General features: G+C 41.6%; 18 protein-coding genes. 6 read left to right on the top strand and 12 right to left on the bottom strand.

The features are described from left to right. Window positions 1-15: 15 nt before the first annotated feature. Window positions 16-207, top strand: coding sequence for a hypothetical protein (locus AAEU30_RS09130; protein ID WP_421960227.1), 192 nt, complete (start codon window positions 16-18; stop codon window positions 205-207). Between the two features lie 45 nt (window positions 208-252). On the opposite strand, the gene AAEU30_RS09125 is transcribed toward AAEU30_RS09130, so the two are convergent. From AAEU30_RS09125 to AAEU30_RS09115, 3 genes are all read right to left on the bottom strand, one after another. After that, the gene (locus AAEU30_RS09125) at window positions 253-1,146 is read right to left on the bottom strand and encodes an aldo/keto reductase (protein ID WP_421960243.1); all 894 of its coding nucleotides are present in this window, start codon (window positions 1,144-1,146) and stop codon (window positions 253-255) included. Window positions 1,147-1,348: 202 nt separating this feature from the next. Beyond that, window positions 1,349-1,678 carry a Bor/Iss family lipoprotein gene (locus AAEU30_RS09120; RefSeq protein WP_087532516.1) on the bottom strand — a complete coding sequence of 110 codons (330 nt, stop codon included), beginning with the start codon at window positions 1,676-1,678 and terminating at the stop codon, window positions 1,349-1,351. Next, the gene (locus tag AAEU30_RS09115; RefSeq protein WP_421960226.1) at window positions 1,675-1,989 is read right to left on the bottom strand and encodes a Bor family protein; all 315 of its coding nucleotides are present in this window, start codon (window positions 1,987-1,989) and stop codon (window positions 1,675-1,677) included. The genes AAEU30_RS09120 and AAEU30_RS09115 overlap by 4 nt, the downstream gene beginning before the upstream one ends. 600 nt (window positions 1,990-2,589) lie before the next feature. Here AAEU30_RS09115 and AAEU30_RS09110 point away from each other — a divergent pair. Next, the gene (locus tag AAEU30_RS09110) at window positions 2,590-3,267 is read left to right on the top strand and encodes a nitroreductase family protein (RefSeq protein WP_421960225.1); all 678 of its coding nucleotides are present in this window, start codon (window positions 2,590-2,592) and stop codon (window positions 3,265-3,267) included. Here AAEU30_RS09110 and AAEU30_RS09105 read toward each other — a convergent pair. Genes AAEU30_RS09105 through AAEU30_RS09095 form a run of 3 tightly spaced genes read right to left on the bottom strand, consistent with a single transcriptional unit; the run spans window position 3,260 to window position 7,915 of the window. Further along, on the bottom strand, window positions 3,260-4,330 hold the full coding sequence (locus AAEU30_RS09105; RefSeq protein WP_421960224.1) for an efflux RND transporter periplasmic adaptor subunit: 1,071 nt from the start codon (window positions 4,328-4,330) through the stop codon (window positions 3,260-3,262). The genes AAEU30_RS09110 and AAEU30_RS09105 overlap by 8 nt on opposite strands. Further along, on the bottom strand, window positions 4,320-7,607 hold the full coding sequence (locus AAEU30_RS09100; protein ID WP_421960223.1) for an efflux RND transporter permease subunit: 3,288 nt from the start codon (window positions 7,605-7,607) through the stop codon (window positions 4,320-4,322). The genes AAEU30_RS09105 and AAEU30_RS09100 overlap by 11 nt, the downstream gene beginning before the upstream one ends. A 5-nt stretch (window positions 7,608-7,612) precedes the next feature. Then, the gene (locus AAEU30_RS09095; RefSeq protein WP_290209708.1) at window positions 7,613-7,915 is read right to left on the bottom strand and encodes an ArsR/SmtB family transcription factor; all 303 of its coding nucleotides are present in this window, start codon (window positions 7,913-7,915) and stop codon (window positions 7,613-7,615) included. A 132-nt stretch (window positions 7,916-8,047) separates the two neighbouring features. Between AAEU30_RS09095 and AAEU30_RS09090 the strand changes: the two genes are divergently transcribed. The 3 genes from AAEU30_RS09090 (at window position 8,048) to AAEU30_RS09080 (ending at window position 10,442) form a co-directional block, all read left to right on the top strand. Continuing rightward, a complete protein-coding gene (locus AAEU30_RS09090; protein ID WP_290209709.1) occupies window positions 8,048-8,236 on the top strand; it encodes a YgaP family membrane protein in 189 nt (62 codons plus the stop codon). 1 nt (window position 8,237) lies between these two features. Beyond that, window positions 8,238-8,582 (top strand): rhodanese-like domain-containing protein, encoded by a 345-nt coding sequence (locus AAEU30_RS09085; RefSeq protein WP_421960222.1) that lies wholly within the window; start codon window positions 8,238-8,240, stop codon window positions 8,580-8,582. Window positions 8,583-8,660: 78 nt separating this feature from the next. Beyond that, window positions 8,661-10,442 (top strand): alkaline phosphatase D family protein, encoded by a 1,782-nt coding sequence (locus AAEU30_RS09080; RefSeq protein ID WP_421960221.1) that lies wholly within the window; start codon window positions 8,661-8,663, stop codon window positions 10,440-10,442. A gap of 292 nt (window positions 10,443-10,734) precedes the next feature. On the opposite strand, the gene AAEU30_RS09075 is transcribed toward AAEU30_RS09080, so the two are convergent. The 4 genes from AAEU30_RS09075 to AAEU30_RS09060 are packed head-to-tail and all read right to left on the bottom strand — an operon-like array spanning window position 10,735 to window position 12,497. After that, entirely contained in the window at window positions 10,735-11,277 is a 543-nt protein-coding gene (locus AAEU30_RS09075) for a PH domain-containing protein (protein ID WP_421960220.1), read from the bottom strand. A 9-nt stretch (window positions 11,278-11,286) separates the two neighbouring features. Further along, entirely contained in the window at window positions 11,287-11,904 is a 618-nt protein-coding gene (locus AAEU30_RS09070) for a LysE family translocator (RefSeq protein ID WP_421960219.1), read from the bottom strand. Then, the gene (locus AAEU30_RS09065; RefSeq protein WP_421960218.1) at window positions 11,905-12,087 is read right to left on the bottom strand and encodes a DUF4177 domain-containing protein; all 183 of its coding nucleotides are present in this window, start codon (window positions 12,085-12,087) and stop codon (window positions 11,905-11,907) included. It abuts the gene before it with no gap. Between the two features lie 11 nt (window positions 12,088-12,098). Beyond that, window positions 12,099-12,497 (bottom strand): DUF3224 domain-containing protein, encoded by a 399-nt coding sequence (locus AAEU30_RS09060; RefSeq protein WP_087532529.1) that lies wholly within the window; start codon window positions 12,495-12,497, stop codon window positions 12,099-12,101. A gap of 89 nt (window positions 12,498-12,586) precedes the next feature. Here AAEU30_RS09060 and AAEU30_RS09055 point away from each other — a divergent pair, with 89 nt between their 5' ends. After that, window positions 12,587-14,362: an ABC transporter transmembrane domain-containing protein gene (locus AAEU30_RS09055; RefSeq protein WP_421960217.1), complete on the top strand. Its 1,776-nt coding sequence runs from the start codon at window positions 12,587-12,589 to the stop codon at window positions 14,360-14,362. Between the two features lie 379 nt (window positions 14,363-14,741). Here the strand turns inward: AAEU30_RS09055 and AAEU30_RS09050 are convergent, their stop codons facing one another. Together AAEU30_RS09050 and AAEU30_RS09045 are read right to left on the bottom strand one after the other, a co-directional pair. Next, window positions 14,742-15,374 carry a YiaD family glycine zipper/OmpA-like lipoprotein gene (locus AAEU30_RS09050; RefSeq protein WP_421960216.1) on the bottom strand — a complete coding sequence of 211 codons (633 nt, stop codon included), beginning with the start codon at window positions 15,372-15,374 and terminating at the stop codon, window positions 14,742-14,744. A gap of 76 nt (window positions 15,375-15,450) precedes the next feature. Beyond that, window positions 15,451-16,239, bottom strand: coding sequence for a substrate-binding periplasmic protein (locus AAEU30_RS09045; protein ID WP_421960215.1), 789 nt, complete (start codon window positions 16,237-16,239; stop codon window positions 15,451-15,453). Between the last annotated feature and the right edge of the window lie 65 nt (window positions 16,240-16,304).

The raw sequence follows: 16,304 nt of genomic DNA, 5'->3' as shown, positions 1-16,304 counted from the left end.
TTATAAGGAACAATAATGACGACTGTTGAACAGGCAATTGAATCGGCATATCAATCACAAGTAACTAACTTATATAATGCCCTAAGTCAGGCTATTCTAGGGGCTAATGGTGATGCTGAGGATATTGCTGTTGCTGAGGCAAGCTTCAAGAAAGGCTTAACTTTTGCCGCTGATATTAGAGCCCGAGCACTCGCTGCGGCGCAGTAACTATTTATTCGAGTGAGCACACCAATGTGCTCACTGGCATATATTTTACGGCACGCTGTGCCCTGTAGAGCCCTGCCAAATACGGTACCACTGTTCGCGGTTAAGTTTTAACTGCTTGGCAGTAACGGCCGATTCAATACGTTTGATATTACCTGTACCGAGTACTACCGATGGCGCGCTTGGGTGCATCAGTAACCATGCGTATACCACTTGGTCAATTGAACTTGCGCCAATTTCACTAGCAACTTGTTCAAGCACATGACGTAAACGTATCGCTTTTTCATCATTCTCTGCGAACAAGCGCCCGCCAGCAAGTGGTGACCATAACATTGGCTTGATATCTAATAACTGGCATTGATCTAGCGTACCATCATCAAGGGCTTTCATTTCATAAGGAGAAAACTCAACTTGATTGGTCACTAACTCAAAGTCTAACCGTGATTGTAATAAGCTTAATTGCGACGGTGTAAAGTTCGATACACCGAACTCCAACACATCACCATTTTGCTTTAAGGTATTAAAAGCGTGTGCCATTTCATCTGCATGCATTAAATAATCAGGGCGATGGATTAGCAATACATCTAACCGGTCAGTATTAAAATGCTTAAGTGATTGCTGCGCTGAGGCAATAATGTGCTGCGCACTTGAATCATAATGGTTAGCTTGCCCAGCCAATCCTAAACTTGGAAACGCAGGCTTAATACCACACTTAGTGATTATTTTAATTTCATCACGAATACTTGGTTTAAGCGCCAAAGCTTTGCCAAATTCAGCTTCACAACCATATTCACCGTAAATATCAGCGTGATCTGTATCTGTTACACCTGCTTCAATAGCTTGCTCAAGAAAAGTTAAACATTGCTGCGGGGTGACTTGCCAATCTATTAAGCGCCAAAATCCAAGGACTAACTCATCAATTTTTCGTTCTGCATTATTCATCATTATCTCTCAACTATTTAAGCCACTAAACGAGTAGAGTACATTTTACTAACTTAATACATATTTAATAGAAAAAAGAAAATAATATACCTAACATAGAAAGGCACTCTAGATCATGAGTGCCGATACTAAAATTATATAATTAATACAAATTTTAAAAGTTTAATTCATATAACGGCACATCGCCTTTGTAATGAAAAAGTTATTGTACTTTATAAGGTACCTTAGCACAGCTTACTTCCACTGTTTTAGGGTACCAGATAGGACCAACATCATTGACAACCAGCTCGGCCAAGCCATTAGTAAATGATTTATAAGTGTGCACACTTTGCCATTGCGAGTCGGGACAGATGTCAGATAAATCTACCGCATTAGAACCTTCATATAATGCTGCTGCAAAATTGTGATGCCATTGTTCGCTTTTATGGTTATTAGCTAAATCATCATACTCACCATTATCAAAGTGAATATTTGTACAACCAGTTAAAACCAATATAAATAGGCACACTGTAAACAAGCTTAGATTTTTCATGCTTCTTCTCCTGTGGCTTGTTGTTCATTACACCAAACTTTAACTGTATGCGGTGCGTAAATACCTAACGTTACTAACCCTAGTGCGCCATCAGTAAATGTTTGCTGTGACTGCATTTGTACAACAGTTTGATCGCCGCATATTTGTTTTACATCAACACGTTGCTCACCGACCAGCCCCCACATAAAGAATGGGCGGCTGTCTTGATAGCTAGGTTTAGAACTAAGCTTAGCAACTTGCTGCGGTTGGATAGTCACCGAAGAACAAGCACTGAGCATGAGTAACGCTGAGCAAGCAATTAACGCTCTCATTGTTATATCCTTTTTATGTATTTGGTTAAGAGCTGTAATTGTACATATAACAAATACAATAAAAGGTAAGAAACTGTAGTGATTGTGTAGCCAAAGCTAATAACCAGATAGACACTTTTTTACAATGTAAACTTTAATCTGATGAACACAGAAAAGCCGCAGTAAATGCGGCTTGGTTTCACTCTTTAGGAGAAGTGACTTAAATTCTGAAATAACGCTTAATAAGTTAGCTTTTAATACTGGAGCAGATTGTTTTCGTCTTCATCATCTTTTTGCTCAATCGAATCAATCATAATATCGGCAATCTCATTAGTCTGTTCTATTTTATCTTTTTCTAAATGGGCGTTAACAGGTTGCTGCTACCATTTAAAGTAGTGTTTAACTGGTACTGATTAACCTAATTAGTTGCTTGAATGTTCATGATCTCTCTATCTAGATCGTTACTATAAGCAAATATAGCTGAACATTTTGTGAACGTAACGTTCGATAAATGAACAAGTTTGTATAAAAAAGAAAAGCTGTGAAGTAGATATTACTTGCACCTAATCTTGCGTCTAGGTATAAAAATAATTAACTACTTTGAATAAGAAGCGAAAAGCCATGCAGCAACATGATAATCAACCACTCACCGACTTTACCGAATATCCTCATGATCAAATGCTAGAGCGTGCCCAAGAGTTTTTAATCACTAGTCAGCGCCGCCATAGTATTCGCAGTTTTAGCGACCGTCCTGTGCCAAAAGAAATTATTGAAACCTGTATTAAAGCAGCAGGCACGGCACCAAGTGGGGCAAATCACCAGCCGTGGCATTTTGTAGCTATTCACTCAAGTGACGTGAAAAAACAAATTCGCGAAGCCGCTGAAAAACTAGAGCGCTCTTTTTATGAAGGCCGTGCAGGCGAAGAGTGGCTTGATGCATTAAAGCCGCTAGGTACTGATGCCAGTAAACCTTATTTAGAACACGCACCTTGGTTAATTGCCGTGTTTAGTCAAAAGAAAGGCGGGTTAAGTACTGATGATAAAAACACGAACTACTATGTTCATGAATCAGTTGGCCTAGCGACTGGCTTTTTAATTCAAGCACTGCATAGAGCTGGCCTTGCAACACTTACTCATACGCCAAAGCCTATGAGCTTTTTGACCGATATATGTGGCCGAGATAAAGACAACGAACGCCCTTATATGCTTTTAATTACCGGTTACCCCAGTGATAAGGCAACCGTACCAAATCATGCGCTTGTTAAAAAATCACTGGATGAAATAGCCACCTTTATTTAACTCCCATCGGTTTATAATCAACAGCGAGCTTGTCGCCAGGGTTAAGTCCAGTGACAACATGCTGTTGAGAGTTTACCTGCTCTCCTAAACGCACAAAGCGACGTTCAATACTATTATTATTGATCACATAGACCATATTTAGCTGACCAAACTGAAACACCCAATCAGGTGAAATTAAAATTCCGGGTTCTGGTTTTAATGGTAACTGTAGTTGTGCATACAACCCTGGTGTTAAACCTGTTTGAGACGAGAGTTCTAAGCGAATTAACATACTACGAGCCGCACTATCTGCAACGGGCACTATCTCCGTAACAGTTGCACTTGCAGTTAGATTTAACGAAGGTAATTTAACGTTAAGTAAATCTCCCAACTTTAACTTTATCGCTTGACGCTCTCGCACGTTAAACTCAAGTTGTAGTTGCTGAGGATTATATAAAGCAAGTAAAGGAGCGCCCGGTGAAGCTATATCGCCCGGTTCAACCAGCCTTTCAACCACAACACCTGAGATTGGCGCTTTGATCTGGGTATAATTCAATGCAACTTGTGCTTGAGTTTGCTGCTGCTGGGCTACGGCTAAATTGGCGGCTGCGTTATCAAACTTAGCTTTAGCGTCATCATAGTCACTAACTGATACCAAGCCTTGTGAGTATAAGTCATTTACTCGTTTAAGTTGTTTTTCGGCTTGAGTTAAAGAGGCTTGTATTGCTTTAATTTGTGCATCACTTTGTGCCAGTTGGGCTTTTAAATCATCTTGTTGAAGCGTGATAAGTACATCACCTTTTGCCACCTTATCGCCAGCGCGTACATTAAAGCGTTCAACTTGCGCCATAACCCGCGATGATATTTGCGTATTTTGTTTAGCAATAACAGTACCTGGCACGAGCTCATCAGGCTGAATAGTCGTTAACTCAACCGAAACGACTTTACCACTGTATTCAGCCGCTGATACAGGCTTGTTACCCGGTGTTTGCTTGTCGGTAAAGCTGCCAGCCATAAACAGTACAGCTAAAATAATCACTAACAACGCAATGATTGAACCAAATAGTTTTGATTTACCTTGCATGAACTTCGTCCTCGGTTGTTTGAGTGTTTGCAAACACTAAATAATAAACTAGCGGCACCACAAATAATGAAAACAATGTGGAAGCAACAATACCAAAAATAATAGCGATAGCGAGGCCACTAAAGACAGGATCTAAAGTAATTACCAAGTTACCTAGTAAAGTAGTTCCTGCGGTTAATAATACAGGGCGCATACGGGTTGTTCCTGCAGCAATTAATGCATCTTTTATAGCCATACCTTGCCCACGCGCTTGATTTATAAACTCAACTAAAATTAATGAGTTGCGCACAACGATTCCCGCAAGTGCAATCATGCCGATCATCGCCGTAGCAGTGAATAACACAGGTTCTGGTGCGCCTGCAATTGTACGTTCACCAAACTGATTCAACAGCCAAAAACCAGGCATAATACCAATAACCGTAAGTGGGATTGCTGACATAATAATCAGTGACAAACTAGCTGATTGAGTTTGGATACGCAAAATAATGAAAATAGCACTAAGCGCAAACGCAAATGCAATGCCCATATCTCTAAACACATCAATGGTAATTCGCCACTCCCCTTCGCCGCTAAAGGTCACATGAGTGCCTTGTGGTAAATGCCACGCAGCCGTGCCCCCATTATTGAAAAAGTGTCGATTAAGCCAATTAGTTTGCGTAAACTGATCACTTTTGACATTTAAATCAGCATTCACGTCAGCAATAATTTCGGCGGGAGTACGGCCATTTAATTCAGCCATAACGTAAACCACATCACGCTGATCTTTACGCATAATCGGTTTGGCTACTTCTAAGTGTTTAAATTCACCTAATTCAGACAAAGCGACAAGCGGCCTTGGAGCACTGGATAAGCCAAAGTCATCGGTGTTTTTTGTAAGCTCTCGATCACCACGCACCTGAATTGCCAGTAATTGAGCAAGCTGATTTCGCTGCTGATAAGGTAACTGTAGTTTGATATCAACGGGCTTTGTTTCGCCGCTTACATACATTACTCCCACATTTTTGCCTGCTGAGGCAATAGCTAATGAGCTTGCAATATCCTCAGTTGAGACCGCCGAAAGGGCCGCTTTACTTTTGTCTGTAATAAAACGCTGTAACGGTGCTGCTACCGCGATACTGGTATCGACTTCGACTACATGGGGTTCTTGCTTTAGTCGTTTAGCAACATTGTAGGCCGCTTGATGAAAAGTCTCTGTATCAACAAATGCATCACGATACACCTCTGCAACGAGCGTACTAAACACAGGCGGCCCAGGGGGGACTTCAACCACCTTTATTACAATGCCGTTATCTGCAATCGGCTCTAGCTGTTTGCGTAATCGCATAACCACACCATGTGATTGATGTTCACGCTCAGTTTTATCTAATAACAACACTCTGAGCTCAGCTAAATTAGGCGCTTGGCGGCGATAATACCCGCGTACCATGCCATTAAAGTCCATACTAGATGGTTGACCCACATAAGCAGCAATTTCACTGACTTCGCTAAGCTGCCATGTAATTGCTTGCACTTTACGAGCGATAAGTGCTGTTTGCTCTAGGTTAGTACCTTCTGGCATATCTATTAATATTTGTAGCTCATTTTTATTATCAAAAGGTAATAACTTCAAAGGTACAAGGCGCATAACAGGTAGCATTGCACTGATAATAAATAGGCCAAGAGTTATCCATAAAATTAATTTAGCTCTGCCTTTAGAGGCCAAAAGTGGGGTTAGTAATCGCGCATAAATACCGGCTTTGTCATCCGCTAAAGTTGAATGCTCAGCTACGGGCTCTTTTAGTAATTTCATAGCAAGCCAAGGAGTAACGAAAAACGCGACTATAGTTGAAACCATAACACTAACTGGCACATTAAACGCCATTGGTGCCATATAAGGGCCCATCATGCCGGTTATATAAGCCAAAGGAATAAAAGCCACCATAATGGTTAATGTAGACATTAAAAGTGCGCCACGTATTTCACTCATTGCGGCGACTATCTGTTGCTTTTTATTGCCTTTTTTCTGTAAGAAGCGACTAATGTTATCAATGCCCGTAATAGGGTCATCCACCAGTAAACCTAATGATAAAATAAGCGCAAAAAGCGTGACGCGATTAATCGTATAACCAAAGGCAAAATCAAGACTTAAAGTAATACCGTAACAAATAGGCACAGCAAGGCCGACAACGATGGCTGGTCGCCAACCTAAAAACACCCCGACAAATATAACCACAGTAAACACCGCAAATACGAGGCTCGATGTTAAGTTATTCACTTTTTCATCAGCTGTTTGGCCGTAATCTCTGAGTATGGTGTAGTCTATTTGCGAGGGTAAAAAGTTTTCTTTTAATTCAGCCATCATGGCGTGAACATCATTAGCAACCGCAACCGCGTTGGTGCCCGCTTGCTTAGCTACGCTCAATGTAACGAGTGGTAGCTCTTGTGCTGTATTGCTCTGCGCTAGCCATTGGTAATTTTGCGGTTCACCCGGGCCATCAAGTACGTTAGCAACATCTTTTAAATAGATGTTTTTGCCATTAATTACATTAACAACAAGCTGCTCTATATCAGTTTTTGCGCGTAAGACATCACCGGCTTGCAGTGTTATTTGCTGCTTCGCGTTGACGACACTACCTACTTGCGATAATTGATTGGATACACTTAACGCGTAATATACATCACTTAGTGTTGTTTGATGGGCTGCCAATGCGCTGGCATCTAAGTTAATTGTTAAGGTTCGCTCACGCCCTGCTATTACTTTCACTTCGCTGGTATTTTCTATGCGCTGTAAGCTATTAGCAATTTCATTAGCAAACCGTGTTAGTTCAAAATCGCTATATAACTTAGGATCTTTACTGAATAAACCTAACATCACTATGGGTACGTCATTAACTTCGACAGGACGAACTTGCCAGGAGCTAATAACCGATGCCATCGCATGCTGATAACTATAAAGCTTAGCGTATGTATCGAGGATGGCTTGCTCTCGGTCGTGACCAACTTCAAAACGTAATGTCACCACAGAGCCATTAGATTGGGTCGTTGAATAAATATGCTCAACACCGCGTAATTGCGCTAACAGTTTCTCAAGTGGCTGAGTAACCAGCCTAGCAACTTCTGGCGCTTCAACATTAGGGGCTGAGACATAAATATCAAGCATGGGAACGACAATTTGCGGCTCTTCTTCTCGAGGAGTTTGCTTTAAAGCCAGCATACCTAACAAGACAGCCATAACAAAAATAATGATAGGAATACGGCCGTTAAGGCTATTTTTTACTGCACTATCGAGCGTATTCATAACCGTTATTCCTTACAAAATAAGCCATATAAAGTGGCTAGAATAACTTGCGCATTTTCGTCAATTACACGATAAAAAATAGTTTGGCTTTCACGGCGCGTAGTGACGATGTTAGCTTTTCGTAATGCAGCTAAATGCTGTGACAAAGCTGATTGTGCCAGAGGTATTGCAGCATTTAATTCTGAGACACTCATTTCTCTATCTTGTAACGAGCACAAGATCATTAAACGGTTTTTATTCGCTAAAATTTTTAGTAGCTGCTCAGCCCGTTCTACATTTTCTGTCATGGCTGTAAAGTCGATAGTCATAAGTTGCGCTCTTATATTCAAATTACATACTAAGTATAAATCTATATATTAGAAAAGTCTAATATTAGATTTTACTAATTTAGTTTTTTCTAATATATTACAAAACAACAACCACAATAGATAAGGTTCACTATGAAACTAAATGAGGCACTTCGTCTTATTGCAGGAGTAATGATTGGTATTTCATTATTACTACAACACTTTCATGATCCACAGTGGATTTGGTTTACTGTATTTATTGCCCTAAACTTAATTCAATCGGCATTTAGCAAATGGTGCCCTATGATCACTGTATTAAAAAAACTAGGCTTCGAGGAATAACATGCTTACTTCAATTCCAGATCTTATGAAAATTATTACACCCAACCAACGTCGTATCGATGCTGAACAAGCAAAACAAGAGCTTGAGCAAAATCATGGCTTATTAATTGACGTGCGAGAACCAGCAGAACATGCAACCAAAGCGGCAACTGGTGCTATTAATATTCCCCGCGGCTTGCTTGAAATGAAGTTAATGGAAATCGAAAAGGACCCTGCTAGACCTATTTATTTACACTGTGCCAGTGGTGCACGTGCCACATTAAGTGCAGAAGCGCTGACCCGAGTAGGGTATGAAAACGTTACTGTAATCACTTGTAAAGCAGACACTATTTGCCAGGTATTTTAATACAAATAGCATCACAACTTCACATAAAAGTCATACTGGTCGGATAAGCTCATACTTTTAATTTAACGGTATAGAGCAATGACGTTTACACGGAGAAGTTTTTTAAAGGCATCGGCGGCGGGTTTTGGCGCTGCCGTTTTATCATTAGGCATCACAGGTTGTACATTTGATAACGATGATGATGAAATCATTGAGGTTAGCTTTAATCACGGTGTAGCCAGTGGCGACCCACTTAGTGACAGCCTCATTTTATGGACTCGTGTAACACCCATTGACGCAGCAACCACCAGCATAAAAGTGCAATGGCAAGCAGCCACCGACAGTAACTTTAATAATATAGTTCATGACGGTGAAACCGAAGTAACGACCGCCAGTGACTTTACTCTAAAAGTTGACTTACAAGGCTTAGATGCCAATACCACTTACTACTATCGCTTTATTTCAAACGGTAAAGCCTCACCTACGGGCTCAGGTAAAACATTACCAACAGGTAGTGTTGATAAAGTAAAATTTGCAGTCGTGTCGTGCGCTAACTACCCTGCTGGCTTTTTCCATGTGTATGGTGAAATAGCAAAACAAACTGACCTTGATGCTGTACTTCACCTCGGTGATTATATTTATGAATACGGTAATGGTGGTTATGCTTCACAAGACGCCGCCCTGCTAGGGCGTTTACTACCAGATGATAATAGCGCAGAAATTATCAGCTTAGCGGACTATCGTAAGCGCTATGCCCATTACCGTACCGATAGCAACTTACAAGCAGCTCACAGCAATTGCGCTTTTATAACAGTATGGGATGATCACGAAGTAACTAACGACACGTGGCGTGAAGGCGCAGAAAACCATAATGATGGCGAAGGCGAGTTTAGTGAGCGTAAATTACATGCTCTACAGGCCTATTTTGAATGGATGCCAATTCGTAATGTTGCCGATAAAGAGCGTATTTATCGCCGCTTTGAATTTGGTGATTTAGTCTCGCTGTATATGCTGGATACCCGTGTACTCGCTCGTGATGAACAACTAAGCTACGGTGACTTTGATTTAACCAGTGCGCAGGGGCAAGGTGATTTTGTCGCTGCTATTAGTTCGCCAACACGTGCACTACTGGGTAATGAACAATTAACCTGGCTCACCGATGGTATGACAACTTCAAGCTCAAAATGGCAAGTGCTTGGCCAGCAAGTGCTAATGACCAAGATGCACCTGCCGTTTGAAGTACTACAACTTTTAGTTAGCCTACAAGTAAGCCAAGCTAACGGTGCTGATACTGAAACTCTGTTAGCTCAAGCATCGGCATTATTTACAGAACTAGCACAAATTAAAGGCCGCATTCTAGCCGGTGATCCAACAGTCACTGATGCTGAGCGTGCCCGCGTTGATACCACAGCTCCTTACAATTTAGATGCATGGGACGGCTATGCCTACGAACGTGAAGTTCTGCTTGGTACTGCTATAGCGGCACAAAAGAATTTAGTTGTGTTAGCCGGCGACACTCATAATGCCTGGGCAGGCCAATTAACCACTGATGCCAGCAACCCAATTGCTGCATCACAAAATGCCGGTGTTGAATTTGCCACCTCATCGGTGTCTTCGCCAGGTCTTGAAGAGTACTTAGCGCTGAACACCCAAGGGCCAGAAGCAACCGCGCAAATGGAGCAAGTGATCCCATTACTAGTTAATGACTTGATGTATAACAACCTGGTAGATCGTGGTTACTTAACCGTTACCTTTACACCAGAGCAAGCCGAAGCCAAATGGAACTACGTAAGCAGCATTAAAACCGCGTCTTACGCTATGCAAACTGAGCGCAGCAAAGAACTACACATGATTGCTGGTCAGCCAGAAATTCAAGGGTAAAGGCTCAAGAAAGTACCTAGGGGCTAGGGAAAAGGTTAAAGCAGCCCGGCGATCAACTGATCGCTGGGCTGATTTAAGTGCAACGCAGCTCCCCGAAAGAGCCCTTTACAGTAACGAATTCCAGATGCTGAGATCTTCGTAGGTCGTGCTTTAGCGCGTTAATTACACGACTGTCGTCATAAATGACGACCTACATGCTCAGTTGATTTGGTCAATTGATTTAATATTCTACCCTCATTCACTTCTCATTTTCTTCTCTTTGTGCAAAACACAGTACAATAATAAGTTAATTTTACTTTTTCTCATCCAGTAGCGTGACCATCATTTGCTCGATGTTTTTCACGCTGTAGGTGAGTGCGCGAAGTAATTCGACTTGGCTTTGTGGCTCATCCGTTTTAACTGTGCTTGGCTTTGCTTCGGTTAGATTGTCTTTTTGCGTTAATATAGCCTCGCGAAATTCACTGGCATTCTCGACCCCTAGTAACGACACTAATGCACCGTGCCCAGACTGACCTGCCGTTTCAAAACTTAATCGATATAAACCAAATAGACGCATCAATGGCCCTTGGCTTAACCCTACATCGGTTATTTTTTCAAGCGGGATGGACTTTTCTTCTTTAAAAAATACACCGCGCTTTACCACCAGCTTACGCTCCAATAGCACTGCTGACATTGCTTTAAGCATACGCCCTGAAACGATCCAAATTATTAAGGCTACAATTGGAATTAATGGGATACCAACCAAACACACTAAGCAGGTAACAACTCCTAACGTGATCCAGTAAGATTTCACTTTAGGGTTAAATGCTGCACTTTTTAAACAACTCTCTGACATAGTAATTCCTTATAACGTAATAACAACTCGAATCGCGAGAGCGATGAAAACAACCCCAAGAATTTTATCGAGCCAAGGTGATGACCTAGTAAACGCAAATCGTTTTTTTGACAGTTCAGTGAGTGCTGCCACTATCAAATACCAGCCAGTATCAATAACAAATACGGTCAAGCACATGATCATGCCCACTTTAAAAGTTAGGTTTGCAGGGTCAATAAACTGTGAGAATAAGGCTAAAAAGAACACGGCAAGTTTGGGGTTCAAAAACGCAATAGCAAAACCATCTTGCAACGCTTGTTGAGCACTACCACTTTGATGCGCAACTTGAAGCTCATCAGCACTGGGTTTTGCTAATAAAATCTTAATACCTAAATATGCTAAATACGCCGCACCAAAGTAAACTAACACTTGATACACAGTGGGAAATTGTAACATCAATGCACCAAGACCAAGCAAAGATGCCGCTGCATAAAAGCCAACACCTACTCCATGGCTAATAGCCGCAAGCATGCCATTTTTCATACTGCCATGAATACTGTGCTTCAAAACCACAGCCAAACTTGGCCCAGGAGACATAGCCCCCATCATACAAATGGCCACTAAGCTTAACCACAGTGATAATGTCATTTATAACTCATTATTTTCAATCAGAAGAATATAACCATAAACTTGGCCAAAAAAGCCCGTTACAGGGCTGATATTAACCAAGTTCCAGCCATCTTGATTTAATTGATAAACTTTTTCATTGAGGACATCGATATTAATACCACCAAAAAAGCGCGTCTTTTTAAATTCTATTACTTTTTGCATGTTTATACCCCTTACAGCTGATACTCAAAATCATAAAAATGAGTTCCGTCTTCAATGCGAATACTCATTTTACCACTAAGCCCTTCAAGCTCATTGCTACCAGAGTCAGGTATAACATTTAAAATTAATGAATCTTGGCCTTTATCCATGGTTCCAAAGTGCTGCAATACAAAACTACCTTGCTTACCTGCAAGTGTGCCAACAACTTGCTCAATAGCAACATAGCCTGCACTGCCTTGGGTGGTAGTCATCGCGCTGAGCATTTCGCCAGTGCTAGTCGCATCAAGCTCGCCTGTAAAGGTTTTATCAATCGACATTCGCCCCAAATTAACGCCATCAATACCTTTAGCGTAGCCTTCTATTGGGTTGAGTTTAACGCTAAATTCGCCCGTAATGTGTGTAGTAGCCATGATAATCCTTTATTGATTGTTGTTTGCGGTTATTGAAATATTTTTATTTGCAGCCATATCTATACCTTATCCATTAAAAAGAATCCAGCATGAGCAAATCCACGCATCAAGAAAAAGCGGCTTTTAGTAGCTTAATCCCGATTTTTGAATTTATTAAACCTTACAAATGGGTGGTTTTTTCTGCGCTTTTGGCGCTACTTATTACCGCAGGTGTTAACCTATCACTTGGGCAAGGGGTTAAATTTGTAATTGATCATGGCTTTATTGCGGGTTCGCAAGCACAACTCAAATATGCTGTATTAGTATTAATTGGCCTCATTAGCTTATTAGCGATTAGCACGTTTAGCCGTTTTTATTTAATGTCGTGGATTGGTGAGCGAGTCAGTAATGATATTCGCAAAGCCGTATTTGATCGCATCGTTACTTTGCATCCGAGTTACTTTGAAGAAAACCGCAGCGGTGAGTTAATGTCGCGCTTAACCACCGACACCACCTTGTTACAATCCATTATAGGCTCATCGTTTTCAATGGCATTGCGCAGCGCATTAATGCTTATTGGCGGCTTAGTGATGCTGCTCGTCACTAACTTAAAACTCACCTTAGTGGTGGTTGCTTGTGTGCCGTTAGTATTGGTGCCGATGATGGTATTTGGCAAAAAGGTGCGCAAACTTGCCAGCTCTAGCCAAGATGCTATTGCCGATATTAGCACTTATGCTGGGGAGATCATTCAAAATATAAAAGTGGTGCAAAGCTATAGCCACGAGCAGCGCGAGCAACAGGCCTTTGCGCTTGAAACCGATAAAGCATTTAATGTGGCTAAAAGCCGTATTAAACAGCGCTCATTTTTAATTGCCGCAGTAATATTTTTAACCTTTAGCGCCATAAGTGTCATGCTTTGGGTCGGCGGCACTGATGTACTTGCAGGCACAATGACCGGTGGAGAGCTCGGTGCCTTTGTGTTTTACGCCATTATGGTGGCAATGTCTGTGGCAACAGTGGCCGAAGTATATGGTGAGCTACAACGCGCCGCAGGGGCCGCGGCAAGGCTGCTTGAATTGTTAGCGGTAAAAAGTGAGATTGTAAATCCTGAAACACCGCTTGATGATCAGCTGCAAGCAAAAAAAGAATCAGCGGCTATAGAGCTCAACAATATTAGCTTTAATTATCCGTCACGCCCTGATGTAAGTGCACTTAAAAATGTAACGCTGAACATTAAACAAGGTCAAACAGTGGCGATAGTGGGCCCCTCTGGCGCAGGTAAAACCACTCTTTTTGAACTACTACAGCGCTTTTACGACCCCGCTCGCGGCGATATTAAGTTTCACGGTATTAATATTAAAGAACTATCACTCAATACCCTACGTAATAGCATGGGCATGGTGGCACAAAACCCTATTTTATTTAGCTCAGATGTGATGCACAACATTCGCTATGGCAACCCTAACGCAACGGACGAACAAGTCTTTGCCGCCGCTAAACACGCCCATGCTGATGAGTTTATACAGCAATTACCAAACGGCTATGAAAGCTTTTTAGGTGAACAAGGAGTGCGTTTATCTGGCGGGCAAAAACAACGTATTGTTCTCGCTCGCGCAATATTAAAAGACCCTGAAATATTGTTACTTGATGAAGCAACTAGCGCGCTTGATGCGCAAAGTGAACATCATGTGCAAGCTGCGCTGGAGCATCTAATGCAGCATCGTACAACACTTATCATTGCTCACCGCTTAGCTACAGTAAAGCATGCTGATGTTATTGTGGTAATGGAGCAAGGTGAGATAATTGCCACAGGTACGCACCAGCAATTAATAGAGTCAAACCCGCTTTATAAACAGTTATGTGAATTGCAGTTTAATAGGGATTGAGGGTCAGCGGTCAGCGGTCAGCGGTCAGCGGTCAGCGGTCAGCGGTCGGCGGTCGGCGGTCAATCATCTCATTCACCTGCTAATTAACAAGTGAATGAGATAAATATACCCAAACCACCTCAAGATGCAGAATTCAGCGTTTCACAGGGGCTTAATATCAAGGCGTTACTTTGCAAGAATGGCAGTCCCTTTTAAGAAGTAACAACGATAAGAGTAAGTCTCTGTGAAACGCCCAAAGGGTTGGTTTAAAAGCGATTTATACTGCGTTATTGATTTTAACAATAGAACCACTATTACTTGCAATCAATGCCTTGCCTAAATCGCTTTTAATTCCAACGACGCTCGCACCTTGAGGTGGCTTGGGTATAAATGCAAATAACTAGCCTTCTGTATTTGGTACGATTTGAATTTCTACACGGCGGTTTTGCGCGCGACCGTTAGCACTGTCGTTACTGGCGATTGGCTGAGTTTCACCGTAGCCGCGAGTGCTGATACGCCCAGCTAGAATTTGTTGATTCACTAAGTAGCTTTTCACACTTTGTGCACGCTGCTCAGATAGTGTCATATTGTAGCTATCTTTACCTGTGCTATCGGTATGACCTTCAATGCTAAGGAAGGTTTTTTCATATTTGTTCATTACTTTAGCAATCGCATCTAAGGTGTTATGAAAACCCGATGAAATATATGATTGGTCTGTCGCAAAGGTAATATTTGACGGCATAACTAAGCGTAAGTTGTCACCTTCACGGACTATTTCAACACCAGAACCGGCGAGTTCATCACGAAAAGCCTGCTCTTGCTTATCCATGTAATCACCAACAGCTGCACCGGCTAAGGCCCCTATTGCAGCGCCAATAAAAATACGCTTGTCATCGTGGTCACCTGTTGCTTTACCTAGTACAGCACCTGTTGCTGCACCTATGCCCGCTCCCATACCTGTATTGTTAGTTTCGCAACCGGTTAGTAATACACTTACAATTGCTGCTGTTAATAATGGTTTAGTTAACGTCATGGTAACTCCTTGCCTTGAAATACTCATTTGCTAGCAAGTATGCAAAGCTATCCATGAACAACCGATGAAGAATCAGTTAAAAGCCCAGCGACTCTCGATCTACAGCGGGTAATTTATAAGGTGCAACGAGTTTCGTTAATTCGCCGCTATCAGCCATCTTTTTTAATTCAACATCAATACGTTTAGCAAGATCAGTGTCAGCAAATGACTTACTCAGTGCAAGGAACCCGTAAATAGTATCACTGTGGCGGTACTGCATTTTCACTAAATTATTAACCGGTTGATTTAACACACTCATTGCATGATCCGTTGTGCTTTCAATGCCGACCACCAAATCCACCCGGCCTTTTACTAATAAATCAATAGCCGTCTTTTCGGTCAATACAGGAACTTTAATTAACTTATCATCCTCATTAAAGCGCTTAAAATATGCAGCTCCGCGCATAATGGCTATTTTCTTTCCATATAAGTCATCGTAGTGCTTAATTTCTAACTTGCTTTCATGACGCGCATAAAATACAAACGACGAGGTGATCACCATATAAGGAGGCGTAACAAACTGCATCAATTTCTGGCGTTCAGGTGTAAGTATTAACCCTCCCATCGCGTTAACTTCACCATTTTCAAGCATTCTGATACAACGAGAAAATGGGCAACCTACTAATTCTAATTTAAAATCAAGTTGCTGCTGCATTAACTGAAAAATATCAACAATAGCGCCAGTGATTTCACCACTGTCAGATATTTGGCTATATGGTGGGCCATGATCCACTGCTAATGACACCTTAGTTATTGCAACAGCCGCGTGGGAGCCGTTACTTATCAAAAGCATAGTGCCGATCAAAACGTAAACTATAAGTCGCATAACTACTTACTTTTAGCTATCACCTACATTTATTGTAGACAAGTATATAAATTAATAACCACAAA

Source organism: Pseudoalteromonas mucoides (assembly GCF_049257175.1).
Classification (GTDB): Bacteria; Pseudomonadota; Gammaproteobacteria; order Enterobacterales; family Alteromonadaceae; genus Pseudoalteromonas.
This window is presented reverse-complemented; position numbering and strand designations above follow the sequence as displayed.

Coding starts and splice junctions, on each gene's coding strand:
- AAEU30_RS09130 (WP_421960227.1), top strand. CDS start 16: ATGACGACTGTTGAACAGGCAATTGAATCGGCATATCAATCACAAGTA.
- AAEU30_RS09125 (WP_421960243.1), bottom strand. CDS start 1,146: ATGAATAATGCAGAACGAAAAATTGATGAGTTAGTCCTTGGATTTTGG.
- AAEU30_RS09120 (WP_087532516.1), bottom strand. CDS start 1,678: ATGAAAAATCTAAGCTTGTTTACAGTGTGCCTATTTATATTGGTTTTA.
- AAEU30_RS09115 (WP_421960226.1), bottom strand. CDS start 1,989: ATGAGAGCGTTAATTGCTTGCTCAGCGTTACTCATGCTCAGTGCTTGT.
- AAEU30_RS09110 (WP_421960225.1), top strand. CDS start 2,590: ATGCAGCAACATGATAATCAACCACTCACCGACTTTACCGAATATCCT.
- AAEU30_RS09105 (WP_421960224.1), bottom strand. CDS start 4,330: ATGCAAGGTAAATCAAAACTATTTGGTTCAATCATTGCGTTGTTAGTG.
- AAEU30_RS09100 (WP_421960223.1), bottom strand. CDS start 7,607: ATGAATACGCTCGATAGTGCAGTAAAAAATAGCCTTAACGGCCGTATT.
- AAEU30_RS09095 (WP_290209708.1), bottom strand. CDS start 7,915: ATGACTATCGACTTTACAGCCATGACAGAAAATGTAGAACGGGCTGAG.
- AAEU30_RS09090 (WP_290209709.1), top strand. CDS start 8,048: ATGAAACTAAATGAGGCACTTCGTCTTATTGCAGGAGTAATGATTGGT.
- AAEU30_RS09085 (WP_421960222.1), top strand. CDS start 8,238: ATGCTTACTTCAATTCCAGATCTTATGAAAATTATTACACCCAACCAA.
- AAEU30_RS09080 (WP_421960221.1), top strand. CDS start 8,661: ATGACGTTTACACGGAGAAGTTTTTTAAAGGCATCGGCGGCGGGTTTT.
- AAEU30_RS09075 (WP_421960220.1), bottom strand. CDS start 11,277: ATGTCAGAGAGTTGTTTAAAAAGTGCAGCATTTAACCCTAAAGTGAAA.
- AAEU30_RS09070 (WP_421960219.1), bottom strand. CDS start 11,904: ATGACATTATCACTGTGGTTAAGCTTAGTGGCCATTTGTATGATGGGG.
- AAEU30_RS09065 (WP_421960218.1), bottom strand. CDS start 12,087: ATGCAAAAAGTAATAGAATTTAAAAAGACGCGCTTTTTTGGTGGTATT.
- AAEU30_RS09060 (WP_087532529.1), bottom strand. CDS start 12,497: ATGGCTACTACACACATTACGGGCGAATTTAGCGTTAAACTCAACCCA.
- AAEU30_RS09055 (WP_421960217.1), top strand. CDS start 12,587: ATGAGCAAATCCACGCATCAAGAAAAAGCGGCTTTTAGTAGCTTAATC.
- AAEU30_RS09050 (WP_421960216.1), bottom strand. CDS start 15,374: ATGACGTTAACTAAACCATTATTAACAGCAGCAATTGTAAGTGTATTA.
- AAEU30_RS09045 (WP_421960215.1), bottom strand. CDS start 16,239: ATGCGACTTATAGTTTACGTTTTGATCGGCACTATGCTTTTGATAAGT.